The 24,646-nt window shown below is 37.6% G+C and carries 26 protein-coding genes and 1 other annotated feature; of the genes, 25 read left to right on the top strand and 1 reads right to left on the bottom strand.

Annotated features, from left to right (window positions below):
- Positions 1–91: 91 nt before the first annotated feature.
- From rplA to WBF61_RS01440, 7 genes are all read left to right on the top strand, one after another.
- Positions 92–784, top strand: coding sequence for a 50S ribosomal protein L1 (gene rplA / locus WBF61_RS01470; protein WP_424253272.1), 693 nt, complete (start codon positions 92–94; stop codon positions 782–784).
- 47 nt (positions 785–831) lie between these two features.
- Positions 832–959 (top strand) — a sequence feature (ribosomal protein L10 leader region).
- Between the two features lie 58 nt (positions 960–1,017).
- The gene (rplJ, locus tag WBF61_RS01465) at positions 1,018–1,518 is read left to right on the top strand and encodes a 50S ribosomal protein L10 (RefSeq protein WP_424253270.1); all 501 of its coding nucleotides are present in this window, start codon (positions 1,018–1,020) and stop codon (positions 1,516–1,518) included.
- 80 nt (positions 1,519–1,598) lie between these two features.
- A complete protein-coding gene (gene rplL / locus WBF61_RS01460; protein ID WP_085558989.1) occupies positions 1,599–1,964 on the top strand; it encodes a 50S ribosomal protein L7/L12 in 366 nt (121 codons plus the stop codon).
- A gap of 88 nt (positions 1,965–2,052) precedes the next feature.
- Positions 2,053–2,658, top strand: coding sequence for a class I SAM-dependent methyltransferase (locus WBF61_RS01455; RefSeq protein WP_424253269.1), 606 nt, complete (start codon positions 2,053–2,055; stop codon positions 2,656–2,658).
- A gap of 311 nt (positions 2,659–2,969) precedes the next feature.
- Complete coding sequence (gene rpoB / locus WBF61_RS01450; protein WP_424253267.1) at positions 2,970–6,542, top strand: DNA-directed RNA polymerase subunit beta; 3,573 nt, start codon at positions 2,970–2,972, stop codon at positions 6,540–6,542.
- Between the two features lie 291 nt (positions 6,543–6,833).
- On the top strand, positions 6,834–10,439 hold the full coding sequence (gene rpoC / locus WBF61_RS01445; protein ID WP_424253265.1) for a DNA-directed RNA polymerase subunit beta': 3,606 nt from the start codon (positions 6,834–6,836) through the stop codon (positions 10,437–10,439).
- A 228-nt stretch (positions 10,440–10,667) separates the two neighbouring features.
- Positions 10,668–11,597, top strand: a complete 930-nt coding sequence (locus WBF61_RS01440) for an NADP-dependent oxidoreductase (protein ID WP_424253263.1) — start codon at positions 10,668–10,670, stop codon at positions 11,595–11,597.
- Between the two features lie 9 nt (positions 11,598–11,606).
- On the opposite strand, the gene WBF61_RS01435 is transcribed toward WBF61_RS01440, so the two are convergent.
- Complete coding sequence (locus WBF61_RS01435) at positions 11,607–12,374, bottom strand: prepilin peptidase (protein WP_424253262.1); 768 nt, start codon at positions 12,372–12,374, stop codon at positions 11,607–11,609.
- Between the two features lie 308 nt (positions 12,375–12,682).
- Between WBF61_RS01435 and rpsL the strand changes: the two genes are divergently transcribed.
- The 18 genes from rpsL to rplX all read left to right on the top strand — a co-directional run bounded on the left by rpsL (position 12,683) and on the right by rplX (position 24,641).
- A complete protein-coding gene (gene rpsL / locus WBF61_RS01430; protein WP_424253260.1) occupies positions 12,683–13,096 on the top strand; it encodes a 30S ribosomal protein S12 in 414 nt (137 codons plus the stop codon).
- A 61-nt stretch (positions 13,097–13,157) separates the two neighbouring features.
- The gene (gene rpsG, locus WBF61_RS01425) at positions 13,158–13,628 is read left to right on the top strand and encodes a 30S ribosomal protein S7 (RefSeq protein ID WP_424253259.1); all 471 of its coding nucleotides are present in this window, start codon (positions 13,158–13,160) and stop codon (positions 13,626–13,628) included.
- Positions 13,629–13,740: 112 nt separating this feature from the next.
- Positions 13,741–15,825, top strand: a complete 2,085-nt coding sequence (gene fusA / locus WBF61_RS01420; RefSeq protein WP_424253257.1) for an elongation factor G — start codon at positions 13,741–13,743, stop codon at positions 15,823–15,825.
- A gap of 129 nt (positions 15,826–15,954) precedes the next feature.
- Complete coding sequence (gene tuf / locus WBF61_RS01415) at positions 15,955–17,145, top strand: elongation factor Tu (RefSeq protein ID WP_424253255.1); 1,191 nt, start codon at positions 15,955–15,957, stop codon at positions 17,143–17,145.
- A 240-nt stretch (positions 17,146–17,385) separates the two neighbouring features.
- On the top strand, positions 17,386–18,423 hold the full coding sequence (locus tag WBF61_RS01410; RefSeq protein WP_424253253.1) for a branched-chain amino acid aminotransferase: 1,038 nt from the start codon (positions 17,386–17,388) through the stop codon (positions 18,421–18,423).
- Positions 18,424–18,812: 389 nt separating this feature from the next.
- On the top strand, positions 18,813–19,121 hold the full coding sequence (gene rpsJ / locus WBF61_RS01405) for a 30S ribosomal protein S10 (protein WP_424253252.1): 309 nt from the start codon (positions 18,813–18,815) through the stop codon (positions 19,119–19,121).
- A gap of 28 nt (positions 19,122–19,149) precedes the next feature.
- The gene (gene rplC / locus WBF61_RS01400; protein ID WP_414839333.1) at positions 19,150–19,785 is read left to right on the top strand and encodes a 50S ribosomal protein L3; all 636 of its coding nucleotides are present in this window, start codon (positions 19,150–19,152) and stop codon (positions 19,783–19,785) included.
- Positions 19,786–19,810: 25 nt separating this feature from the next.
- A complete protein-coding gene (gene rplD / locus WBF61_RS01395) occupies positions 19,811–20,434 on the top strand; it encodes a 50S ribosomal protein L4 (protein WP_424253251.1) in 624 nt (207 codons plus the stop codon).
- On the top strand, positions 20,434–20,718 hold the full coding sequence (rplW, locus tag WBF61_RS01390; protein WP_424253249.1) for a 50S ribosomal protein L23: 285 nt from the start codon (positions 20,434–20,436) through the stop codon (positions 20,716–20,718). The genes rplD and rplW overlap by 1 nt, the downstream gene beginning before the upstream one ends.
- Before the next feature lie 36 nt (positions 20,719–20,754).
- Positions 20,755–21,588 (top strand): 50S ribosomal protein L2, encoded by an 834-nt coding sequence (gene rplB / locus WBF61_RS01385; protein ID WP_424253247.1) that lies wholly within the window; start codon positions 20,755–20,757, stop codon positions 21,586–21,588.
- Positions 21,589–21,641: 53 nt separating this feature from the next.
- A complete protein-coding gene (gene rpsS / locus WBF61_RS01380; RefSeq protein WP_085559004.1) occupies positions 21,642–21,920 on the top strand; it encodes a 30S ribosomal protein S19 in 279 nt (92 codons plus the stop codon).
- Positions 21,921–21,940: 20 nt separating this feature from the next.
- Positions 21,941–22,297, top strand: coding sequence for a 50S ribosomal protein L22 (gene rplV / locus WBF61_RS01375; RefSeq protein WP_424253245.1), 357 nt, complete (start codon positions 21,941–21,943; stop codon positions 22,295–22,297).
- A gap of 3 nt (positions 22,298–22,300) precedes the next feature.
- A complete protein-coding gene (gene rpsC / locus WBF61_RS01370; RefSeq protein ID WP_424253243.1) occupies positions 22,301–22,957 on the top strand; it encodes a 30S ribosomal protein S3 in 657 nt (218 codons plus the stop codon).
- A 2-nt stretch (positions 22,958–22,959) separates the two neighbouring features.
- Complete coding sequence (gene rplP / locus WBF61_RS01365; RefSeq protein WP_424253241.1) at positions 22,960–23,394, top strand: 50S ribosomal protein L16; 435 nt, start codon at positions 22,960–22,962, stop codon at positions 23,392–23,394.
- A complete protein-coding gene (rpmC, locus tag WBF61_RS01360) occupies positions 23,384–23,578 on the top strand; it encodes a 50S ribosomal protein L29 (protein WP_424253239.1) in 195 nt (64 codons plus the stop codon). Before rplP ends, rpmC begins: the two co-directional genes overlap by 11 nt.
- A gap of 27 nt (positions 23,579–23,605) precedes the next feature.
- On the top strand, positions 23,606–23,872 hold the full coding sequence (gene rpsQ / locus WBF61_RS01355) for a 30S ribosomal protein S17 (RefSeq protein ID WP_424253238.1): 267 nt from the start codon (positions 23,606–23,608) through the stop codon (positions 23,870–23,872).
- 52 nt (positions 23,873–23,924) lie between these two features.
- Positions 23,925–24,293 (top strand): 50S ribosomal protein L14, encoded by a 369-nt coding sequence (gene rplN, locus WBF61_RS01350; RefSeq protein WP_085559009.1) that lies wholly within the window; start codon positions 23,925–23,927, stop codon positions 24,291–24,293.
- Positions 24,294–24,329: 36 nt separating this feature from the next.
- Positions 24,330–24,641 (top strand): 50S ribosomal protein L24, encoded by a 312-nt coding sequence (rplX, locus tag WBF61_RS01345; RefSeq protein WP_424253236.1) that lies wholly within the window; start codon positions 24,330–24,332, stop codon positions 24,639–24,641.
- Positions 24,642–24,646: the final 5 nt, after the last annotated feature.

The following is a 24,646-nucleotide window of genomic DNA, read 5'->3' as shown; positions in this document are numbered from 1 at the left end:
AACACGCTTCTCAGTGTCTCTCGTCTAGAATAAGGCGAGGATCAAGTGGGAGGTAAAACCGTTATAACCACAATCAAGGAGGAATAAAAACATGGCTAAAAAAAGTAAACAATATTTAGCGGCTTTAGAAAAAGTAGATGCTGAAAAGCTTTATACTGTAGAAGAAGCTGTAGCTTTGATAAAAGAAACTAGTTTTGCTAAATTTGATGAAACTATCGAAGTAGCATATAGACTTGGTGTAGACCCTAAGAAAGCTGACCAACAAATTCGTGGGGCAGTTGTTCTTCCAAACGGAACAGGTAAAACACAAAAAGTTTTAGTTTTTGCTAAAGGCGAAAAAGCTAAAGAAGCACAAGCAGCTGGAGCAGACTACGTCGGCGAAGCTGAATTAGTTCAAAAAATCAATGGTGGATGGTTTGATTTTGACGTTGTCGTAGCTACACCAGACATGATGGCTGAAGTAGGTCGTCTTGGACGCGTTTTAGGACCCAAAGGATTAATGCCTAACCCTAAAACAGGTACTGTTACTATGGATGTTACTAAAGCAATCAACGAAATTAAAGCTGGTAAAGTTACTTACCGTGTAGACAAAGCAGGAAACGTTCATGCTCCTATCGGAAAAGTATCATTTGATACAGCTAAATTAATTGAAAACTTTGGCACAATCAATGACACAATGCTTAAAGTAAAACCTTCAACTGCTAAAGGTCAATATATTAAAAATATATCAATCACTAGCACATTTGGACCTGGCGTTAAAGTTGACGCTAATACATTTGCATAAAAAATAATAAATGTCTTGACCTAGACGATTTGTCTTGTTAAAATCGTCTAAGTTAAGTACTATTACCGAAGACAGTAGGTGGCTTTTTGCCTTAATATCCTGCCGAGGATGATATGTGAAAGCATACAACACTCCCTCTATGTCTACGGTGACATGGAGTTTTTGCGTTTTAAAGACTTTTTAAGTTGAATAGACAAGGGAATTCCATCAATCGATCGGGAGGTGAAAAATTAATGAGTCAAGCAGCAATCGCAGAAAAACAATTGCTAGTTGAAACAGCAACAACACAATTCCAAAATGCAGCATCTGTTGTAGTAATGGATTACCGTGGTTTAACTGTTCAAGAAGCGACTGAATTACGTAAACAATTGCGTGAAGCAGGTATTGTGATGCAAGTAATCAAAAATTCTGTTTTGAGCCGTGCAGCAGAAGCAGCAGGTTTAGAAGGAATGAATGATGTTTTTAAAGGACCTACAGCTATTGCTTTTAGTAATGAAGATGTAATTGCACCTGCAAAAATTATTGCAGATTTTGCTAAAGTAGCACCAGCTTTAGAAATTAAAGGTGGAGTAATTGAAGGCAAAGTATCATCAGCACAAGAAATGAACGCTCTTGCAACATTACCGAATCGCGATGGTTTACTATCAATGTTACTATCTGTACTTCAAGCTCCAATTCGCAATACTGCTCTTATTATCAAAGCAGTTGCAGAATCAAAAGAAGAAGTAGCTTAGTAGCTTAATAGAACGAATCGCTCTTTTAGCAATATAGTAAGAAAAAACAAAAAACTAACCAATAATGGAGGAATATAAAAATGTCATTAAACATTGAACAAATCATTGCTGATTTGAAAGAATCAACAGTATTAGAATTAAACGACTTAGTAAAAGCTATTGAAGAAGAATTTGGCGTAACTGCTGCAGCTCCTGTAGCTGCTGCTGGTGGAGCAGAATCTGCTGCTGCTGAGCAAACAGAATTCACAGTTGAATTAACAGCTGTTGGAGACGCAAAAATTAAAGTAATCAAAGCAGTTCGCGAAGCAACTGGTTTAGGTTTGAAAGAAGCTAAAGCTTTAGTTGACGGAGCACCTGCAGCAATTAAAGAAGATATCTCTAAAGAAGATGCTGAAGCAATGAAAGAAGCTCTAGAAGCTGCTGGCGCAACTGTAACAGTTAAATAATTCAATAATTCATATTGAAAACTTTCGAGACACGCAGTTCGCTGCGTGTCTTTTTTAATCATAAAAGTAAAATGAGGAGGTTTTAAAAATGGCAGATCACTATTTTACAAATAAACCCAATACCGAGAGTGAGCAGTCGGCGTGGACCTATAAATTACGCGGTCAAACGTTTAAATTTGTAACGGATTTAGGTGTTTTTTCTAAAAAAACAGTTGATTTTGGTTCTCGTTTATTGATTGAAACGATTAATTTAGATGAAATGATTGAAGGGGATATTTTAGACGTTGGATGTGGATACGGTCCTATGGGGCTTTCTTTAGCTAAAGAAGCAACTGGAAGAGTAGTTGAAATGGTAGATGTTAATGAACGTGCGCTAGGGTTGGCAAAGCAAAACGCTTCTAATAATCGAATTAGCAATACGAAAATTCACCTTTCTGATATCTACAAACAAGTAGAAGGAGATTCTTTCGCCGCAATCATTAGTAACCCTCCTATTCGTGCTGGTAAAAAAGTTGTACATGAAATATTAACAGGGTCTTTCGCTCGTTTAAAACCAAAAGGAACCTTGACTGTTGTTATCCAGAAAAAACAAGGTGCGCCTAGCGCGAGAGAAAAAATGGAAGAAACATTTGGCAATGCAGAAATAATTGCAAAAGATAAAGGTTATTGGATTATTCAAAGTAAAAAGAGTTAAATAGAGATCGAGACTCTTATGCTAGATTCCGGTCTTGACTCTTTGGTTTATTTGATGTAAAATAATCTAATGCAATCAGTGTGTAGATTAGAATAAGTTTGTTCTGAAATATTGTCCAGAACAGCCTTTTTAACTAAAACAAAAGAAAATGTGATTTTTATTTTAAAGTTCACGACTCTTTTGGTTTTTTTTTGTCAAAAAATAGAGTGTTTTATAAAGTGTTACTCAATGTTAATAAATGACATGTAAATGTAACATAAGCATTTTACGTTTTTGATATCTATGAAACACATACAAAACAATTTTAAGGGGTGAATAGGTTGGCAGGCCACTTAGTAAATTACGGAAAACACCGTACACGTAAAAGTTTTGCGCGAATCAGTGAAGTTCTAGAACTTCCAAATTTGATTGAAATTCAAACCAATTCCTACCAATGGTTCTTAGATGAAGGCTTACGCGAAATGTTTAAAGACATTTCTCCGATAGAAGACTTTGCAGGAAACCTATCTTTAGAGTTCTTGGACTACCAATTACAAAATTCAAAATATACAGTTGAAGAAGCTCGTTCTCATGATGCTAATTACTCAGCGCCTATTTATGTAAAGTTACGTCTAATTAATAAAGTAACAGGTGAAGTTAAAGACCAAGAAGTATTCTTTGGCGATTTCCCATTAATGACAGATATGGGTACTTTTGTTATCAATGGAGCTGAACGAGTAATTGTTTCTCAATTGGTACGTTCTCCAGGAGTTTACTTTAATAGTAAGTTAGATAAGAACGGTAAAGAGAATTTTGGAACAACATTAATTCCAAACCGTGGAGCATGGTTAGAGTATGAAACAGATGCTAAAGATATTTCTTATGTCCGCATTGATCGTACTCGTAAAATTCCTTTATCTGTTTTAGTTCGTGCATTAGGTTTTGGTTCAGATGACCAAATCTTTGAAATTTTTGGCGATAACGAAAGTCTTCGTTTAACGATTGAAAAAGATTTGCACAAGAATGCCAGTGATTCACGTACAGAAGAAGCGTTGAAAGACGTTTATGAGCGTTTACGTCCAGGTGAGCCTAAAACAGCAGATAGCTCGAGAAGTTTGCTGACTGCTCGTTTCTTTGACCCAAAACGTTACGACTTAGCTAATGTTGGTCGTTACAAATTGAATAAAAAATTAAACTTAAAAACTCGCTTATTCAATTTGACATTAGCTGAGACGCTAATCGATCCTGAAACAGGTGAAATTATAATTGAAAAAGGTACACTTTTAGATCGTAATCAAATGGATATTTTAGATCCTTATTTGGATGCTGGTTTGAATAGTGTAACATACTACCCATCTGAGGATGCAGTAGTAAAAGATCCTATTTTATTACAAGTTGTAAAAGTAGTTTCGCCAAAAGATCCCGAGCGTATTGTTAATGTTATTGGAAATAGCGTAATTTCAACTGAAATTAAAAATGCTACTCCTGCTGATATTATTGCGTCAATGAACTACTTCTTTAACTTGCAAGAAGGAATCGGTAATGTAGATGATATCGATCATTTAGGGAACCGTCGTATTCGTTCAGTGGGTGAATTATTACAAAATCAATACCGTATTGGTTTGTCTCGTATGGAACGTGTGGTTCGTGAAAGAATGTCTATTCAAGATATGGCAACTGTTACGCCACAACAATTAATCAACATTCGTCCAGTAGTTGCAGCAATTAAAGAGTTCTTCGGTTCTTCTCAATTGTCACAATTTATGGATCAAACTAATCCTTTAGGCGAGTTAACACACAAACGTCGTTTATCAGCCCTAGGACCCGGTGGTTTAACTAGAGACCGTGCTGGTTATGAAGTTCGAGACGTACATTACTCGCATTATGGCCGTATGTGTCCGATTGAAACTCCTGAGGGACCGAACATTGGATTAATTAACAGTCTATCAAGTTATGCTAAAATAAATAAATTTGGTTTCATTGAAACTCCTTATCGTCGTGTAGACCGCGAAACAGGTAAAGTAACGAATCAAATTGATTATTTAACTGCTGACGAGGAAGATTCTTATGTAGTAGCTCAAGCAAATGCAAAATTAAATGAGGATGGTACGTTTGCGAATGAAAACGTCCTTGCTCGTTATGTTGAAGAAAACTTAGAAGTTCCTATTAGCCGAGTAGACTATATGGATGTATCGCCTAAGCAAGTAGTTGCTGTTGCGACAGCATGTATTCCTTTCCTTGAAAATGATGATAGTAACCGTGCTCTTATGGGAGCTAACATGCAACGTCAAGCCGTTCCTTTGGTTAATCCACAAGCTCCTTTAGTTGGAACAGGGATGGAACACGTTGCTGCAAAAGATTCAGGTGCTGCAATCATTTGTCAAAATGATGGAGTTGTTGAATATGTAGATGCTAAAGAAATTCGTATCCGTCAAAGCAACGGTGCATTAGACAAGTACGCTGTTACAAAATTCCGTCGCTCAAATGCTGGAACTTGTTACAATCAACGTCCTATTGTTGCTAAAGGCGACCGTGTAGATAAAGGTGAAATCTTAGCTGATGGATCTTCTATGGAAAATGGAGAAATGGCATTAGGCCAAAACCCTCTAGTAGCCTTCATGACTTGGGAAGGATACAACTATGAAGATGCTATTATTATGAGTGAACGTCTAGTAAAAGATGATGTGTATACTTCTATCCATATTGAAGAATATGAATCAGAAGCTCGTGACACAAAACTTGGACCTGAAGAGATTACTCGTGAAATTCCTAACGTCGGGGAAGATGCATTAAAAGATTTAGATGAGATGGGTATTATTCGTATTGGTGCTGAAGTACGCGATGGTGATTTATTAGTTGGTAAAGTAACACCTAAGGGAGTAACTGAACTATCTGCTGAAGAACGTTTACTGCATGCTATCTTTGGAGAAAAAGCTCGCGAAGTTCGTGATACTTCTTTACGTGTACCACATGGTGGTGGCGGAACAGTTCATGATGTTAAAATCTTTACGCGTGAAGCCGGGGATGAATTATCTCCAGGAGTTAATATGCTTGCTCGTGTGTACATTGTTCAAAAACGTAAAATTAATGAAGGGGATAAAATGGCCGGACGTCATGGTAATAAAGGGGTTGTCTCTTTAATCATGCCTGAAGAAGATATGCCATTTATGCCTGATGGAACACCAGTAGATATCATGCTGAACCCATTAGGAGTTCCTTCACGGATGAATATTGGACAAGTATTAGAGTTGCATATTGGTATGGCTGCTCGTCAATTAGGCATTCATATCGCCACTCCAGTATTCGATGGTGCAAATGATCAAGATGTTTGGGAAACTGTTAAAGAAGCAGGAATGGCTTCGGATGCTAAAACTGTTTTATATGATGGACGAACAGGCCAACCATTTGATAACCGCGTATCTGTTGGGGTCATGTATATGATTAAATTAGCCCACATGGTTGATGATAAATTACATGCTCGTTCAACAGGACCTTACTCATTAGTTACACAACAACCATTGGGTGGTAAAGCTCAATTTGGTGGACAACGATTCGGTGAGATGGAAGTTTGGGCACTTGAAGCGTATGGGGCAGCTTATACGTTACAAGAAATCCTAACGTACAAATCAGATGATGTGGTTGGACGTGTGAAAACTTATGAAGCTATTGTTAAAGGCGAACCTATTCCAAAACCAGGAGTTCCTGAGTCGTTCCGCGTACTCGTTAAAGAATTACAAGCATTAGGATTGGATATGAAAGTATTGAATGCTGATGACGAGGAAATCGAACTACGTGACATGGATGATGATGACGATATCGTAAATATTGATGCATTAAGTAAATATGCTGAAGAACAAGAGAAGATTCGTGCAGAAGCAGCCGAACAAGAACGACTAAAAGATTAAGATGCGTAGTACTCTGCTTAACTCTAAAAGGAAATGAAGAATTACTGCAAGAGGCAATGGCCTCGAGGATAGTTTTGAATTCACCAAAGAGTTAGAGTGCGAAGCTCAATTGAAAAAAGATGCGTAGTACTCTGCTTAACTCTGAAAGGAAATGAAGAATTACCACAAGAGGCAATGGCCTCGAGGATAGTTTTGAATTTCCCAAAGAGTTAGAGTACAAAGCTCAATTGAAAACCATAAAACAGAGAGCAAGATAGGGCAGCTCGAAAAAAATAAAGGGAGGTAGGCCCCTTGATAGATGTTAATAATTTTGAAAGCATGCAAATTGGTTTGGCCTCTCCAGATAAGATCCGTAGTTGGTCTTATGGAGAAGTAAAAAAACCAGAAACCATTAATTATCGTACATTAAAACCTGAACGTGATGGATTATTCTGCGAGCGTATTTTCGGACCTTCAAAAGACTGGGAATGTTCTTGTGGAAAGTACAAACGTATTCGTTATAAAGGGATTGTTTGCGATCGCTGTGGCGTTGAAGTAACACGTTCAAAAGTACGTCGTGAGCGTATGGGACACATTGAATTAGCGGCACCTGTTACTCATATTTGGTATTTCAAAGGAATACCAAGTCGTATGGGGCTTGTTTTAGATATGAGTCCACGTGCACTTGAAGAAGTTATTTATTTTGCTTCTTACGTAGTCACTGAACCAGGAAATACTCCAATGGAACGAAAACAGTTGTTAACTGAAAGAGAATACCGTGAACGACGCGAACAATACGGAAACGAATTTCAAGCAGCAATGGGAGCAGAAGCTATCAAGCAGTTATTGAATGATGTAAACGTAGAAAAAGAAGTTGGCGAGCTAAAAGAAGAATTGAAATCAGCTCAAGGACAAAAACGTACACGTGCTATTCGTCGTTTAGATATTTTAGAAGCATTCCGTAATTCAGGAAATCAGCCTTCATGGATGGTTATGGATGTTATTCCTATAATTCCACCAGAAATCCGTCCAATGGTTCAATTAGAAGGCGGACGTTTTGCAACGAGTGATTTAAATGACTTGTATCGTCGCGTTATCAACCGTAATAATCGTTTAAAACGTTTATTAGATTTAATGGCGCCAAATATTATTGTTCAAAACGAAAAACGGATGTTACAAGAAGCCGTTGATGCTTTGATTGATAATGGTCGCCGTGGCCGTCCGGTTACAGGTCCAGGAAATCGTCCTTTGAAATCTTTATCTCATATGCTTAAAGGAAAACAAGGACGTTTCCGTCAAAACTTGCTAGGTAAACGTGTTGACTATTCTGGTCGTTCAGTTATCGTAGTTGGACCAACATTAAAAATGTATCAATGTGGTTTGCCTAAGCAAATGGCTATTGAGTTATTCAAACCATTTGTTATGCGTGAATTAGTTGCTCGTGATATTGCTAGCAATATCAAAAATGCAAAACGCAAAATTGATCGTCAAGATGATGCTATCTGGCCTGTTTTAGAAGAAGTTATCCGTGAACATCCAGTTCTTTTGAACCGAGCACCTACACTGCATAGATTAGGTATCCAAGCATTTGAGCCTATTTTGGTAGAAGGTAAAGCTATTCGTCTTCACCCTCTAGTCTGTGAAGCTTATAATGCCGATTTCGATGGTGACCAAATGGCTGTCCATGTACCATTAAGTGACGAAGCGCAAGCTGAAGCCCGTATGTTAATGCTTGCTGCCCAAAACATCTTGAACCCTAAAGATGGTAAGCCGGTAGTTACTCCATCACAAGATATGGTTTTAGGTAACTATTATTTGACAATGGAAGAAGAAGATCGTGAAGGCGAAGGAATGATATTCAGTAGTTTGAATGAAGCCTTAATTGCCTACCAAAGTGGATATGTACATCTACATTCACGAGTTGGTATTCGCTCGATAGATATTCCTGGTAAACCATTTACTGAATGGCAAAAAGACAAATTATTAATTACAACAGTTGGTAAATTGATTTTCAATGAAATTATGCCAAATGAGTTCCCATATTTGAATGAACCAACACAAGAAAACCTTGAAATTGCAACGCCTGATAATTATTTTGTTGAAGCAGGTACAGATGTTTTAGCTCATATTAAAGAGCAAAAATTAATCAAACCGTTCAAGAAAAAAAATCTAGGTAATATCATTGCTGAAGTCTTCAAAAGATTTAAAATTGCTGAAACTTCAAAAATGTTAGACAAGATGAAAGATTTAGGATACAAATATTCTACAATCGCGGGTATAACTGTTGGTATCTCTGATATTGTTGTTTTAGAAGAAAAACAACAAATGTTAGACGAAGCTCATGATCAAGTAGATAACATAACAAAACAATTCCGTCGTGGTTTAATTACCGATGAGGAACGTTATGAACGTGTTATTGCTGTTTGGAATGCTACAAAAGATCGTATTCAAATTAGACTTATGGAAAGTTTGGATGATCGTAACCCAATCTTCATGATGAGTGACTCTGGTGCCCGTGGTAACATCTCCAACTTTACACAGCTTGCTGGTATGCGTGGATTAATGGCTGCACCGAATGGTCAGATCATGGAATTGCCAATCACATCTAACTTCCGTGAAGGTCTATCCGTTTTAGAAATGTTCATCTCTACCCATGGAGCTCGTAAAGGGATGACCGATACAGCTCTGAAAACTGCTGACTCAGGTTACTTGACTCGTCGTTTAGTAGACGTGGCGCAAGATGTTATCATTCGTGAAACAGATTGTGGAACCGATAGTGGACTTGAAATTATGGCGATTAAAGAAGGAAATGAAGTTATTGAGCCTCTTGAAGAACGTCTGTTAGGTCGTTATACTCGTAAAACAGTTGTTAACCCTACTGATGGTTCAGTTATTATTAAGAGCAATGAAATCATTACTGAAGATATCGCTAAACAAATCATCGATGCAGGAATTGAATCCATTACGATTCGTTCAGTCTTCACATGTAATACTAAACATGGTGTATGTAAGTATTGTTATGGTCGTAACTTAGCGACTGGTTCTGAAGTTGAAGTTGGTGAAGCAGTTGGAACAATCGCTGCTCAATCAATTGGTGAGCCAGGAACTCAATTGACTATGCGTACATTCCATACAGGTGGAGTTGCTGGAGCAGATATTACTCAAGGGCTACCTCGTATCCAAGAGATATTTGAAGCTCGTCATCCTAAAGGGCAATCAGTTATTACAGAAGTTACAGGGGAAGTTATCTCAATTGATGAAAACCCTGCTGATCGTACTAAAGAAGTTACCATTAAAGGTGAAACAGATACTCGTAGCTACCAAGTTCCGTTTATGTCTCGTATGAAAGTTGTTGAAGGGGATAAAATTGAACGTGGTACTCGTTTAATTGAAGGGTCAATAGATCCTAAACAATTATTAAGTATAAGTGATGTTTTATCTGTTGAAAATTACCTGTTACGTGAAGTTCAGAAAGTATACCGCATGCAAGGGGTAGAAATCGGAGATAAACATATTGAAGTAATGGTTCGTCAAATGTTGCGCAAAGTTCGAATTATGGATCCGGGCGAAACCGATGTCTTACCAGGTACTTTAATTGATATTCATGACTTTACAGAAGAAAACACTAAGACTTTAATGGCAGGTGGCATACCAGCTACGGCTCGTCCAGTCTTATTAGGAATTACAAAAGCTTCATTGGAAACGAACAGTTTCCTTTCAGCTGCATCCTTCCAAGAAACGACTCGTGTCTTAACAGATGCTGCAATTCGCGGTAAGCGTGATCCGTTATTAGGATTGAAAGAAAATGTTATCATCGGTAAAATTATTCCAGCTGGTACCGGAATGGCTAAATACCGTAAAATGGAACCAAAAGGTGTTGGCGTTGTAAGCGAAAATGTTTACAGCATTAATGACTAGTAGGTAAAATCATTTAAAGGCTGTTCAACTGATTTTAAAATCAGTTGAACAGCCTTTTTTTGTATAATTGAAAGTGTTCATATTTTTAAGGATAAATAAGATGTGCTATGCTACCAGTAAAGATAGGTAGATGAATTGCAAGTAGTTTCAAACGATAACTTTACTCAACTACTTCTCTAAAATACTGAATAAGTTAGTGGAAGCAACAAGAAAGAGAGGAGGGAAAAAATGAAAGCTATTTGCGTCTATGAATTTGGAGGAGTCGATCAACTAAAGTTACGAAATGTTGAAAAACCGATACCTAAAGAAGATGAAGTGCTTGTAAAAGTTTACTATGCTGGAGTTTTACCGTCTGATTTCAAAATCCGTCAAGGTAAGTTTGGGAAAAGAAGCTTCCCTTACACCCCAGGAATAGCTGTGTCAGGAGTTATCGAAGAGATTGGGGAAGATGTAGTTGGTTTTAAAGTTGAAGATGCCGTTTTTGGAAGAGCTAAACGAGGTGCTTATAAAGAGTACGCGACTATACCTATGAAACACTTAACTCATAAGCCGGAACAACTTCTCTTTAAAGATGCTACAACAATAACAGCAGGAGCAGAAGCGGCATGGGAAGCATTATTTTCAAAAGGAGACTTAAAAAAAGAGCAACGTGTGCTGATCCATGGAGCAGCAGGAGGAGTGGGACACTTTGCTGTTCAACTGGCTAGGTGGAAGGGATCGGAAGTTATAGGTACAGCCTCTACCAAGAATCAGAATTTTCTAAAAGAAATAGGTGTAGATCAAGCAATCGATTATAGCGTGCAAAAATTTGAAAAAGAAGTAGGGCAAGTTGATTTAGTAATAGACTTAATTGGTGGAGAAACACAAAAGAAATCATGGTCAATTATTAAACCGGGAGGCAAACTTGTTAGTTTGATTGGTATTGATAACGAGTTAGCTTCAAAATATCCTTTAGTGATAGCAATCTATAGTCAAGATAGTCCGCCGTTGAACGAACTAAACCAGCTGTCAGGGTTAATGGCTCAAGGAATAATAAATGCAGAAATTGAAGCAATATATCCATTTGAAAAAGTCCGTGAAGCTACAAAAAAATGCGAAAGTAAACATGGTAGAGGGAGGATACTGTTACAAGTGCATACCGTTAATAAAACAGACTAACCATTTTTATTAACGAATGAAAAGAAAAGAGTAAAGAGTTGTTAACGTATCCGGTCCACAGAGAGCAACGATAAAAGAACTTAGAAAGATAGAGGGTGCAAATGGGAAAAAAGTTTGTTGAGGTAGCTTGTTTAAATAAACAAGGGGAAAACCTATTAAAAGACTTATTAAGCAAGCAATAAACAAAATGAATAAGGTTAACTCAAATCCAAAGAATAAGCCTAAGACCCCGAAAAGTTTAACATCACCACCGCCTATTCCTTGACTCGTAAAAATATAAAAGGCATAAAAGAATAAAAAGAAGGCTATTCCACTTATCACATAATGGAGTAAGGGTAGTGGGTGAAACCATAAACGGATAATTAGTGTTAGCAAAAAAAATAAAGACATGAGAGAATCAGGCAATAAAAAATAGTGTAAATCACTAATCATAAAGATAATACCAAAAGCAATTAAAAAAAAGAGCGAGAGCATTTCTTTAGGCTGATACATGAATTGGAAAAAAGTTAAAACAAATAATAAGCCGGTAAATGATTCGGTGCAAGGATACAGAAATGGAATTCTTGTATAACAATGACGACAACGACCTTTTTGTACGATGTAAGAAAAAAAGGGAATGAGCTCAATTAGACTAAGACGACTAAAACAAGAAGAGCAAGTTGAACGTTGGTGCATAAGAGATTGACCAGCGGGAATTGCTATTCCGATAACTATAAAAAAAGAGCCTGCATATGTTCCAACCATCCAAACTAAAAATAATAATACAATCTGTTCCATGTTTATCTCCTCACTTAAAGATAGATGTTTTTCATCATTAGTTAAAATGTACGTAACTCTTTTCAATTTAGTTAAAATAAAAAATAAATATTTCTATCATTTGTTGACAAAGGAAAAATGACGTGGTATGATTCACAAGGTGCTTTTGTATACAGATTCCTATCTATCGGTCGTTCTGACTGGTACAATGGCCAAACATTCCACAAGTAAAGTTGGTTGCGATTTGCAGCACTATTTTTTTGCTAAAAAAAGAACCACCTGGATGTGTGGACTAGGAAAGATAAATACAGGGAAGGAGGAAATTACCAATGCCTACTATTAATCAATTAGTTCGTAGCCCTCGTAAATCTAAAGTCGGAAAATCAGAATCTCCTGCTTTAAATAGAGGTTACAACAGTAAAAGAAAAAAACAAACAACAGTAAACTCACCTCAAAAACGTGGTGTATGTACTCGTGTGGGGACAATGACTCCTAAAAAACCTAACTCAGCGTTACGTAAATATGCACGTGTTCGTTTGTCTAACTTAATTGAAGTAACAGCATATATCCCAGGAGAAGGACACAACTTGCAAGAACATAGTGTTGTACTTATCCGTGGAGGACGTGTTAAAGATTTACCAGGAGTTCGTTATCATATCGTTCGTGGTGCTTTAGATACAGCTGGTGTTACAGACCGTAAACAAAGCCGTTCTAAATATGGTGCTAAAAAGCCTAAAAACTAAGCTTTTCCTAAACTAAAAGAAATTAAAAACAAAAAAATCATATTCGAAAGGAGGAATTTGGATGCCTCGTAAAGGTCCTATTACTAAACGTGATGTGTTACCTGATCCAATTTATAATTCTAAATTAGCTACTCGTTTAATTAACCGTTTAATGGTTGATGGAAAACGTGGAAAAGCTGCTACGATTCTTTATAACGCTTTAGAAGTTGTTAAAGAGCAAACTGGCAACGATCCTATTGAAGTATTTGAACAAGCAATGAAAAATATCATGCCTGTTATTGAAGTTAAAGCTCGTCGTGTTGGGGGTTCTAACTACCAAGTACCAGTTGAAGTTCGTCCAGACCGTCGTACTGCTCTTGCATTACGTTGGTTAGTGAGCTATGCACGTCTACGTGGAGAAGACACTATGGAACAACGTCTTGCTAAAGAAATCATGGATGCTGCAAACAACTCAGGTGCTGCAGTTAAGAAACGCGAAGAAACACATAAAGTAGCAGAAGCTAATAAAGCTTTCGCTCATTACCGCTGGTAAAATATTCCGAAAAAGGCTTGGTTTTTGTTTTTTGAAGACCATGCCTTTATTGGAAAAATGTGTTTTTTTTAATAGAAAGAAAACTTAAATGAAAAAGGGGTGTTAGTGCAAAATGGCAAAAAGAGAATTTACTCTAGAAAATACCCGTAATATTGGAATCATGGCCCATATCGATGCTGGTAAAACAACAACGACTGAGCGTGTTCTTTATTATACTGGCCGTATTCATAAAATTGGTGAAACCCATGAAGGGGCTTCACAAATGGACTGGATGGAACAAGAACAAGAGCGTGGAATTACAATCACTTCTGCGGCAACAACTGCTGCTTGGGCTGGCCACCGTGTTAACATTATCGATACTCCAGGTCACGTTGATTTCACTGTTGAAGTTGAACGTTCGCTTCGCGTATTAGATGGTGCGGTTGCGTTACTTGATGCTCAATCAGGTGTTGAACCTCAAACTGAAACAGTTTGGCGTCAAGCAACAACTTATGGCGTGCCTCGTATCGTTTTTGTTAATAAAATGGATAAAACTGGAGCTGACTTCTTATATTCTGTAGGAACGATTCATGACCGTTTACAAGCTAACGCTCATCCAATCCAATTACCCATTGGTGCTGAAGATAACTTCACAGGTATCATTGATTTAGTGAAAATGAAAGCTGAAATCTATGAAGATGATTTAGGAATTAACATCCGTGAGGAAGAAATTCCTGCTGAATATCTAGAATTAGCTCAAGAGTGGCGTCTTAAATTAGTTGAAGCTGTTGCTGAAACTGATGAAGATTTGATGGAAAGATATCTTGAAGGAGAAGAAATTTCTCAAGAAGATTTGAAAAAAGCTATTCGTGTAGCAACGATAAAAGTTGAATTTTATCCAGTACTTTGCGGATCAGCATTCAAAAATAAAGGTGTTCAATTAATGCTTGATGCAGTTATTGACTACCTACCATCACCACTTGATGTTGAAGCTATTGAAGGTGTACTTGTTGGAGATGAAGAACGTGTTTTACGTCATGCAGATGACAGCGAACCTTTCTCAGCTTTAGCGTTTAAAGTTATGACAGATCCATTCGTTGGACGTTTAACTTTCTTCCGTGTATACTCAGGTACTTTACAAGCTGGTTCTTATGTTCAAAACTCATCTAAAGGTAAACGTGAACGTGTAGGCCGTATCTTACAGATGCATGCTAACTCACGTAGCGAAATTCCTGAAGTGTTTGCAGGCGATATCGCCGCAGCTGTTGGATTGAAAAATACAACAACTGGTGACACTTTATGTGATGAAAAAGAACAAGTTATCTTAGAATCTATGGATTTCCCAGAACCAGTTATTCAGGTTGCTATTGAACCTAAATCAAAAGCAGATCAAGATAAAATGGGTGTTGCGTTACAAAAACTTGCTGAAGAAGATCCAACTTTCCGTGCTGAAACTGACCATGAAACTGGCGAAACAATTATTGCTGGTATGGGTGAGTTACACTTGGATATCATCGTAGACCGTATGAGACGTGAATTTAACGTTGACGCTACAGTTGGTGCTCCACAAGTTTCTTATCGTGAGACATTCCGTGGCTCTACTCAAGCTGAAGGTAAATTCGTTCGTCAATCTGGTGGTAAAGGTCAATACGGTCACGTATGGATTGAGTTCTCACCAAATGAAGAAGGAAAAGGTTTTGAGTTTGAAGATGCAATCGTTGGTGGTGTTGTTCCTCGTGAATACATCCCAGCAGTTAAAGCAGGACTAGAAGCTTCATTAGATAACGGTGTTCTTGCTGGTTATCCATTAGTGGATATTAAAGCAAAACTTTATGATGGTTCATACCATGACGTCGATTCAAATGAGACAGCCTTTAAAGTAGCTGCTTCAATGGCGCTTAAAAACGCTGCTAAGAAAGCAAATCCAGTAATTCTAGAACCAATGATGGCTGTTGAAATTACAGTTCCTGAAGATTATTTAGGAGATGTAATGGGACATATTTCTGCACGTCGTGGACGTATCGAAGGTTCTGAAGCACGTGGAAACACAATGATCGTTAAAGGAACTATTCCTTTATCTGAGATGTTTGGTTATGCTACTTCTTTACGTTCTTCAACACAAGGTCGCGGAACTTTCTCAATGACATTTGATCATTATGAAGATGTTCCTAAATCTATTTCTGAAGAAATCATCAAGAAAAATGGTGGAGAAGCGTAAGCTTTTCTACCGATTGTTAAGTATTGCTTTTATTAGCAATAATAGGTATAATTTTTACGAATGATGGGAAAAGCTTAACGTTTTTTTTATCAAAAAATTAAAACTCAATTCGAGGAGGAAATTACTAAAATGGCAAAAGAAAAATATGATCGTTCAAAACCCCATGTTAACGTTGGTACTATCGGACACGTTGACCATGGTAAAACAACTTTAACAGCTGCTATTACAACTGTATTAGCTAAAAAAGGATTCAAGAGTACAGCAACAGATTACGCTTCTATCGATGGTGCTCCAGAAGAGCGCGAACGTGGAATCACAATTTCAACATCTCACGTTGAATATGAAACTGAAACTCGTCACTACGCTCACGTAGACTGCCCAGGCCATGCTGACTATGTTAAAAACATGATTACTGGTGCTGCACAAATGGATGGAGCTATCTTAGTAGTATCTGCTGCTGATGGCCCTATGCCTCAAACTCGTGAACACATTCTATTATCTCGCCAAGTTGGTGTTCCATACATCGTTGTTTTCTTAAACAAAGTTGACATGGTTGATGATGAAGAATTACTAGAATTAGTTGAAATGGAAGTTCGTGACTTGTTATCAGACTACGATTTCCCAGGAGACGACACTCCAGTTGTTGCTGGTTCAGCACTTAAAGCTTTAGAAGGCGTTGCAGAATACGAAGATAAAATCATGGACTTGATGGCAGCTGTAGATTCTTACATCCCAACACCAGTTCGTGATACTGACAAACCATTCATGATGCCAGTTGAGGACGTATTCTCAATTACTGGACGTGGAACTGTTGCTACAGGTCGTGTAGAAACTGGAGAAATCAGAGTCGGTGAAGAAATCGAAATCATCGGAATCCACGAAGCAACAACTAAATCAACTGTAACTGGAGTTGAAATGTTCCGTAAATTGTTAGATTTTGCTCAAGCAGGAGACAACATTGGTGCATTATTACGTGGAGTTGCACGTGAAGACATCCAACGTGGACAAGTATTAGCTAAACCAGGCTCAATTACTCCACATACAAAATTTACAGGTGAAGTTTATATCTTATCTAAAGAAGAGGGTGGACGTCATACTCCATTCTTCGCAAACTACCGCCCACAATTTTATTTCCGTACAACTGACGTAACTGGTGTTGTTGAGTTACCAGAAGGTACTGAAATGGTTATGCCAGGAGACAACGTTACAATCTCTGTAGAATTGATTGCACCAATCGCTATCGATGCAGGAACTAAATTCACTATTCGTGAAGGTGGACGTACTGTTGGAGCCGGCGTTGTAGCTTCAATCGAAAAATAATTAATTATTTTTTATGTAACAAAGGACTCTGTTAAAAAATAGAGCGTGTTCAGACGAAAAAAGACCACATCGATTAACGATGTGGTCTTTTTATATTCACTTATTTAAATATTATTAGCCTTACTAAAATAAGTGTTCTACAAAAATAGTATTTCTGTTTAAAAGAGTACATAAAAAATAAATAACATAAATTCTGATTATTATATTTTTCAAACATGTTATACTAAAAAACATAAAAAGATGAGGAGTATGTATATGAAGAAAAATATGGAATTAGATTGGGCTAACTTAGGATTTGATTATATTAGGACAGATCAACGTTACATCTCTTATTGGAATAACGGGCAATGGGATGACGGAGCATTAACTGAAGACAATGTTGTACATATTAGCGAAGGTTCGACAGCTTTGCATTATGGTCAAACAGTTTTTGAAGGAATGAAGGCCTATCGAGCGAAAGATGGCAGCATTAACTTGTTTCGTCCAGAAGAGAATGCTAAACGGATGCAACGTAGTTGTAGAAGATTATTAATGCCCGTGATTCCTACAGATGTTTTTATCGAAGCTGTTAAGAAAGTTGTTAAAGCTAATGAAGCGTATATCCCTCCTTACGGTACAGGAGGTTCCTTATATTTAAGACCATACATAATTGGGATTGGAGATAATATTGGTGTTAAACCAGCAGAAAGTTATTTGTTTTCGATTTTTTGTATGCCAGTTGGAGCTTACTTTAAAAATGGTTTAGTACCAACTAATTTTTTAGTGTCTGAATACGATAGAGCGGCTGGTAATGGTACCGGTGCTTCTAAAGTTGGTGGGAATTATGGTGGAAGTTTACTGCCCGGCAGCGAAGCGCGTGAACGAAACTTTGCTGATGCAATTTACCTAGATCCCATTACTCATACTAAGATAGAAGAAGTAGGGGCAGCCAATTTTTTTGGAATCACAAAAGACAATCAATTTATCACTCCTTTATCTCCATCTATCCTACCAAGCATTACAAAATATTCTTTATTATATTTAGCAGAAAATCGTTTAGGGTTAAAAGTAAAAGAAGAAGAGGTCTTTATTGATCATTTAGATCGTTTTACTGAAGCGGGCGCTTGCGGTACTGCTGCAATTATCACGCCTATCGGAGGGATACAATATAAAGAGGATTTCCATGTATTTTATAGTGAAACAGAAATCGGACCCGTAACAAAGAAATTATACAAAGAACTAACGAGTATCCAATATGGAGAAATAGAAGCTCCGGAAGGTTGGATTGTAAAAGTTTAATAAATTTAGATGAAATAATAATGCATTAGGAAAGTGTTAGACTAGACAAATAGACTGTGGTGAGTTAGGATAGGAAGCGTTGAAAAAACTTATCCTAACTCTGTTTAGAAGAATGAATTTCTTCTATATATAATAGAATATAGATAAAACTTTTTTAAGATAAAAAAAATGCAAAAATAAATAAAAAAGTCTTGAAATATAAAGTTATGTCTTGTATAATAGGACAGGTGCAGATTTCAACCGAGAAATCGTACTGGGTATTTCGAAAGAGAACCAACGGCTATGAAACGAGAGGTTGCGACACACCAGGCCGCTTTGTCACGGTGAGGGTGTTGGAAAATTTTCGTGGAGCAAAGTCTAATTTTAAACTAGGCGAAGGAGGGAAAATGATGGCAAAACAAAAAATTCGTATCCGTTTAAAAGCGTATGAACATCGCATTTTAGATCAATCAGCGGAGAAAATTGTAGAAACAGCAAAAAGAACTGGTGCTAGCGTGTCTGGTCCAATTCCATTGCCGACAGAAAGAAATCTTTTTACAGTATTACGTGCAACTCACGTGTACAAAGATTCTCGTGAGCAATTTGAAATGCTTACACACAAACGTGTAATTGATATTATCAATCCAACACCTAAAACTGTTGACGCGTTAACAAAACTTGATCTACCGTCTGGCGTAGATATCGAGATTAAACTTTAATAAAAACTAAAAAAATGGAGGTGTACTCATGACCAAAGGAATCTTAGGCAAAAAAGTAGGGATGACACAAGTGTTTACTGAATCAGGCGAATTAATACCTGTAACAGTTATCGAAGCAACACCAAACGTTGTTTTACAAGTTAAAACAATGGAAAACGATGGATACGAAGCTGTTCAATTGGGTTACCAAGACAAACGCGAAGTATTATCAAACAAACCTGCAAAAGGACATGTAGCAAAAGCAAATACTGCTCCTAAGCGCTTCATTCGTGAATTTGACGATGTTGAGCTTAGTGAATACGAAGTGGGTAAAGAAATTCGTGTTGATAGTTTCAAAGCTGGAGACATCGTTAATGTTACGGGGACAACAAAAGGTAAAGGATTCCAAGGTGTTATTAAACGTCACGGACATAGTCGTGGACCAATGTCTCACGGATCCCGTCACCACCGTCGTCCTGGTTCATTGGGTGACGCTAACGCAGCGCGCGTATTTAAACAAACATTACTACCTGGACGCATGGGCGGAAACCGTATAACAATTCAAAACCTTGAAGTTGTACGTGTAGACGTAGAAAAAAATGTAATCCTTATTAAAGGGAATGTACCAGGAGCTAAAAAATCCTTAATCCAAATTAAATCTGCTTTTGAAAAAGTAGCTAAATAATTAACTAAGAGAGGAGGAACAAGGAATGCCAAAATTAGCATTATACAAACAAGACGGTACTCAAAATGGTGAAGTTACTTTAAACGACGCTATCTTCGGTATTGAACCAAACGAAAACGTTGTGTTTGATGCAATCATCATGCAACGTGCTTCATTAAGACAAGGAAATCATGCAGTTAAAAACCGTAGCGCTGTCTCCGGTGGTGGACGTAAACCATGGGCTCAAAAAGGAACTGGTCGTGCTCGTGCAGGGTCAACTAGATCTCCAATTTGGCGTGGTGGTGGAATTGTCTTCGGACCAACTCCACGTTCATATAGCTACAAACTTCCTAAAAAAGTTCGTCGCTTAGCAATTAAATCTGTTCTTTCTACTAAAGTAATCGAACAAGATCTAATTATTGTTGACGCATTGAACTTTGATGCACCAAAAACTAAAGAGTTTGCACAAGTGTTAAAAAATCTAAACGTTGAAACAAAAGTATTAGTAGTTGTTGAAGACGGTAATGATTTCACAATGTTATCAGCACGTAATCTTCCAGGTGTTACAGTAGTAGCAACTGACAACGTTAGCGTACTTGATGTTGTATCTCATAACAAATTGATTTTGACACAAACTGCTCTTACTAAGGTAGAGGAGGTTCTTCAATAATGGATGCACAAGACGTAGTTAAGCGCCCAGTTATTACTGAAGCTTCAATGGAAGCTCAAGAAAACAAAAAATTTACTTTTGAAGTAGATGTTCGCGCTAGTAAAACAGAAGTTAAAAAAGCAGTTGAAGAAATTTTTGACGTTAAAGTAAAAAAAGTAAACATTATGAATGTACGCGGAAAATTAAAGCGTCAAGGTAAATTTGCTGGATATACAAAAAAACGTCGTAAAGCAATCGTAACATTAACAACTGATTCTAAAGAAATCCAATTTTTCGAAGCGTAATTAAAGCTTTGAAATAATATTCAGGAGGGAAAACACGTGGCGATTAGAAAGTATAAACCTACTACAAACGGTCGTCGTAATATGACTGGTTCAGATTTCGCTGAGATTACTTCAACAACACCTGAAAAGACTTTGTTGGAGCCAATTAAAAGAAATGCTGGTCGTAACAACGATGGTAAAATTACTGTCCGTCACCGCGGTGGTGGCCATAAGCGCAATTACCGTGTGATCGACTTTAAACGTAATAAAGACGGTGTCATGGGAATTGTTAAAACAATTGAATACGATCCAAACCGTTCTGCAAATATTGCATTAGTTCAATATACAGATGGAATTAAGACGTATATCATTGCACCAAAAGGAATAGAAGTTGGACAACACCTTTATTCTGGAGAAGAAGCAGATATCAAGATTGGTAATGCATTGCCTTTAGCAAACATTCCTGTCGGTACTGTTATTCACAACATTGAGTTAAAACCTGGAAAAGGTGGACAATTAGTACGTTCAGCTGGAACTAACGCACAAGTGTTAGGTAAAGAAGGCAAATACGTATTGGTTCGTTTAAACTCAGGCGAAGTTCGCATGATTTTAGCAACATGTCGTGCAACTATTGGTTCTGTTGGTAATGAACAACATGAATTAATTAACATTGGTAAAGCTGGACGTTCACGTTGGTTAGGCAAACGCTCAAGCGTACGTGGATCAGTAATGAACCCGAACGATCACCCACACGGTGGTGGTGAAGGTAAAGCTCCAATCGGACATGCCGGTCCATTAACTCCATGGGGCAAGCCTGCTCTTGGATTGAAAACTCGTAATAAAAAAGCTAAATCAGATAAATTTATTGTTCGTAGACGCAAGAAAAAATAATTTGAGTAAATCAGCTTAAGCTGATTTACTACTAGCGGAAAGGAGGTCCAAACATGGGTCGTAGTCTTAAAAAAGGACCTTTTGTAGATGATCACTTGATGAAAAAAATGGACGCATTAGCTAAAAGCGAAAAGAAATCAGTTGTTAAAACATGGTCTCGTCGTTCAACAATTTTCCCAAGTTTCGTAGGATACACAATTGCTGTCTATGATGGACGCAAGCATGTTCCAGTTTATGTACAAGAAGACATGGTCGGACACAAATTAGGCGAATTCGCACCAACAAGAACTTACCGCGGTCACGCTGCGGATGATAAAAGAACTAGACGTTAATATCGAGGGGAGGTATACTCATGCAAGAACAAATTACAGCAGCTACAGCTACAGCAAAAACTGTTCGTATTGCACCTCGTAAAGTTCGTTTAGTTGTCGATCTTATTAGAGGAAAAAGTGTTGGGGAAGCTATTTCAATTTTGAAATTCACTCCACGCGGGGCATCACCAGCAGTTGAAAAAGTACTAATGTCAGCTATAGCAAATGCAGAACACAACTACGATTTAGACGTAGAAAACTTGGTAGTTAGCGAAGCTTACGTTAACGAAGGCGCAACGATGAAACGTTTCCGTCCTCGTGCAAAAGGCTCAGCAGCTCCAATCTTAAAACGTACAAGCCATATTACAGTAGTGGTATCAGAGAAAAAGGAGGGATAATCTGTGGGTCAAAAAATTAATCCAACGGGCTTACGTGTAGGCATCATCCGTGATTGGGATGCTAAATGGTATGCAGAAAAAGAATATGCTAACTATTTACATGAAGATCTACGTATCCGTGAATACATTGCTAAAAAACTTAGTGACGCTTCAATTTCTCAAATCGAAATCGAACGTGCTGCTAATCGTGTAAATGTTTCACTTCATACTGCTAAACCGGGCATGGTTATCGGTAAAGGCGGTTCTGAAGTTGATTCACTACGTAAAAAATTAAACGAGCTTACAGGCAAACGTGTCCACATCAATATTGTGGAAATTAAAAACCCTGATTTAGATGCTAAATTAGTTGCTGCTGGCATTGCCACTCAATTAGAAAGCCGTGTAGCTTTCCGTCGTGCTCAAAAACAAGCTATCCAACGCACAATGCGTTCTGGAGCTAAAGGAATCAAAACAATGGTATCAGGTCGTTTGAATGGTGCAGATATCGCTCGTAGCGAAACTCACTCTGAAGGATCAGTTCCATTACACACATTGCGTGCCGATATCGACTACGCATGGGAAGAAGCAGATACTACTTATGGTAAATTAGGCGTTAAAGTCTGGATTTATCGTGGAGAAATTCTTCCAACAAAAAAGAACGCTGAGAAAGGAGGGAAATAATCATGTTAGTACCTAAACGCGTAAAATTCCGTCGTGAATTTAGAGGTAAAATGCGTGGCGAAGCTAAAGGTGGAAAAGAAGTAACTTTTGGGGAGTACGGCTTACAAGCTGTTGATTCACAATGGATTACTAACCGCCAAATCGAAGCTGCACGTATAGCAATGACACGTTATATGAAACGTGGTGGGAAAGTATGGATTAAAATTTTCCCTCATAAATCATATACGTCTAAAGCAATCGGAGTACGTATGGGTTCCGGTAAAGGAGCTCCTGAAGGATGGGTAGCACCAGTTAAACGTGGAAAAATCATGTTTGAAATTGGCGGCGTATCTGAAGAAGTAGCTCGTGAAGCATTACGATTAGCTTCTCACAAATTACCCGTAAAAACGAAAATTGTAAAACGTACAGAAATTGGTGGTGAATCGAATGAAGGCTAATGAACTTAAAGAGTTATCCACTGCTGAAATGGTTGAAAAAGAGAAAGAATTTAAATCTGAACTATTCAATCTGCGATTCCAATTAGCAACAGGTCAATTAGAAAATACTTCTCGTTTAAGTGAAGTTCGCAAATCGATTGCACGCATTAAAACTGCGTTACGTCAAGCTGAGTTACAAAAATAGTTGACTAGCAAAGGAGGTTACCAAGCAATGAGTGAAGAACGTAATCAACGTAAAGTTTATCAAGGTCGCGTTGTCTCAGATAAAATGGATAAGACAATTGTTGTCGTAACAGAAACTCAAAAGAGACATAGCAAATACGGTAAACGTGTAAAATATTCTAAAAAATATAAAGCACATGATGAAAACAATGTAGCCAAAATAGGCGATATCGTTAAAATCATGGAAACTCGTCCATTATCTGCTACTAAACATTTCCGTTTATTAGAAGTTGTACAAGAATCAGTTATTATCTAATTGACTTTAAAGATAAGAAGTCAGTTTTTAAATCCGAAAGGAGGATACTATTGTGATCCAATCAGAATCTCGTTTAAAAGTTGCAGATAATTCAGGAGCACGTGAAGTGCTAGCAATTAAAGTACTTGGCGGTTCAGGCCGTAAAGTAGCTAATATTGGTGACGTAATCGTTTGTAGCGTGAAGAACGCTACACCAGGTGGCGTTGTCAAAAAAGGTGAAGTTGTTAAAGCTGTTATTGTTCGTACCAAAACTGGCGCTCGTCGTGCAGATGGTTCTTACATCAAATTTGACGAAAATGCTTGTGTTATCATTCGTGACGATAAAAGTCCGCGTGGAACACGTATCTTTGGACCTGTTGCACGTGAATTACGTGAGAACAATTTCATGAAAATCATTTCGTTAGCACCAGAAGTTTTATAATATTCAACCATCCACTATAAGGAGGTGCAAGAAAACATGTACATCAAATCAGGCGATAAAGTTAAAGTAATTACTGGTAAAGATAAAGGAAAAGAAGGCGTAATTTTAAAAGCTTTCCCTAAAAAAGATCAAGTAATTGTTGAATCAATTAATATGGTGAAAAAACACCAAAAACCAAGTCAATTGAACCCACAAGGTGGCATTATTGAAATGGAAGCTCCAGTTCACGTTTCAAATGTTATGCTAATTGACGCTTCAACAGGCGAACCAACAAGAGTTGGTTACAAAGTAGAAGATGGTAAAAAAGTACGTATTTCTAAAAAAACTGGTGAAGTTTTAGATAAATAAACTAT

The organism is Carnobacterium sp., assembly GCF_049673005.1.
GTDB lineage: Bacteria > Bacillota > Bacilli > Lactobacillales > Carnobacteriaceae > Carnobacterium_A.
This window is presented reverse-complemented; position numbering and strand designations above follow the sequence as displayed.

Bases quoted from the DNA above. Each gene is read 5' to 3' on its own strand.
- rpsG (WP_424253259.1), top strand. From the start codon at position 13,158: ATGCCTCGTAAAGGTCCTATTACTAAACGTGATGTGTTACCTGATCCA.
- rplW (WP_424253249.1), top strand. From the start codon at position 20,434: ATGGATGCACAAGACGTAGTTAAGCGCCCAGTTATTACTGAAGCTTCA.
- rpsL (WP_424253260.1), top strand. From the start codon at position 12,683: ATGCCTACTATTAATCAATTAGTTCGTAGCCCTCGTAAATCTAAAGTC.
- rplJ (WP_424253270.1), top strand. From the start codon at position 1,018: ATGAGTCAAGCAGCAATCGCAGAAAAACAATTGCTAGTTGAAACAGCA.
- rpsJ (WP_424253252.1), top strand. From the start codon at position 18,813: ATGGCAAAACAAAAAATTCGTATCCGTTTAAAAGCGTATGAACATCGC.
- rplV (WP_424253245.1), top strand. From the start codon at position 21,941: ATGCAAGAACAAATTACAGCAGCTACAGCTACAGCAAAAACTGTTCGT.
- WBF61_RS01435 (WP_424253262.1), bottom strand. From the start codon at position 12,374: ATGGAACAGATTGTATTATTATTTTTAGTTTGGATGGTTGGAACATAT.
- rplX (WP_424253236.1), top strand. From the start codon at position 24,330: ATGTACATCAAATCAGGCGATAAAGTTAAAGTAATTACTGGTAAAGAT.
- WBF61_RS01455 (WP_424253269.1), top strand. From the start codon at position 2,053: ATGGCAGATCACTATTTTACAAATAAACCCAATACCGAGAGTGAGCAG.
- WBF61_RS01440 (WP_424253263.1), top strand. From the start codon at position 10,668: ATGAAAGCTATTTGCGTCTATGAATTTGGAGGAGTCGATCAACTAAAG.
- rpsS (WP_085559004.1), top strand. From the start codon at position 21,642: ATGGGTCGTAGTCTTAAAAAAGGACCTTTTGTAGATGATCACTTGATG.
- tuf (WP_424253255.1), top strand. From the start codon at position 15,955: ATGGCAAAAGAAAAATATGATCGTTCAAAACCCCATGTTAACGTTGGT.
- rplD (WP_424253251.1), top strand. From the start codon at position 19,811: ATGCCAAAATTAGCATTATACAAACAAGACGGTACTCAAAATGGTGAA.
- fusA (WP_424253257.1), top strand. From the start codon at position 13,741: ATGGCAAAAAGAGAATTTACTCTAGAAAATACCCGTAATATTGGAATC.
- rplC (WP_414839333.1), top strand. From the start codon at position 19,150: ATGACCAAAGGAATCTTAGGCAAAAAAGTAGGGATGACACAAGTGTTT.
- rplA (WP_424253272.1), top strand. From the start codon at position 92: ATGGCTAAAAAAAGTAAACAATATTTAGCGGCTTTAGAAAAAGTAGAT.
- rplP (WP_424253241.1), top strand. From the start codon at position 22,960: ATGTTAGTACCTAAACGCGTAAAATTCCGTCGTGAATTTAGAGGTAAA.
- WBF61_RS01410 (WP_424253253.1), top strand. From the start codon at position 17,386: ATGAGGAGTATGTATATGAAGAAAAATATGGAATTAGATTGGGCTAAC.
- rpsQ (WP_424253238.1), top strand. From the start codon at position 23,606: ATGAGTGAAGAACGTAATCAACGTAAAGTTTATCAAGGTCGCGTTGTC.
- rplL (WP_085558989.1), top strand. From the start codon at position 1,599: ATGTCATTAAACATTGAACAAATCATTGCTGATTTGAAAGAATCAACA.
- rpmC (WP_424253239.1), top strand. From the start codon at position 23,384: ATGAAGGCTAATGAACTTAAAGAGTTATCCACTGCTGAAATGGTTGAA.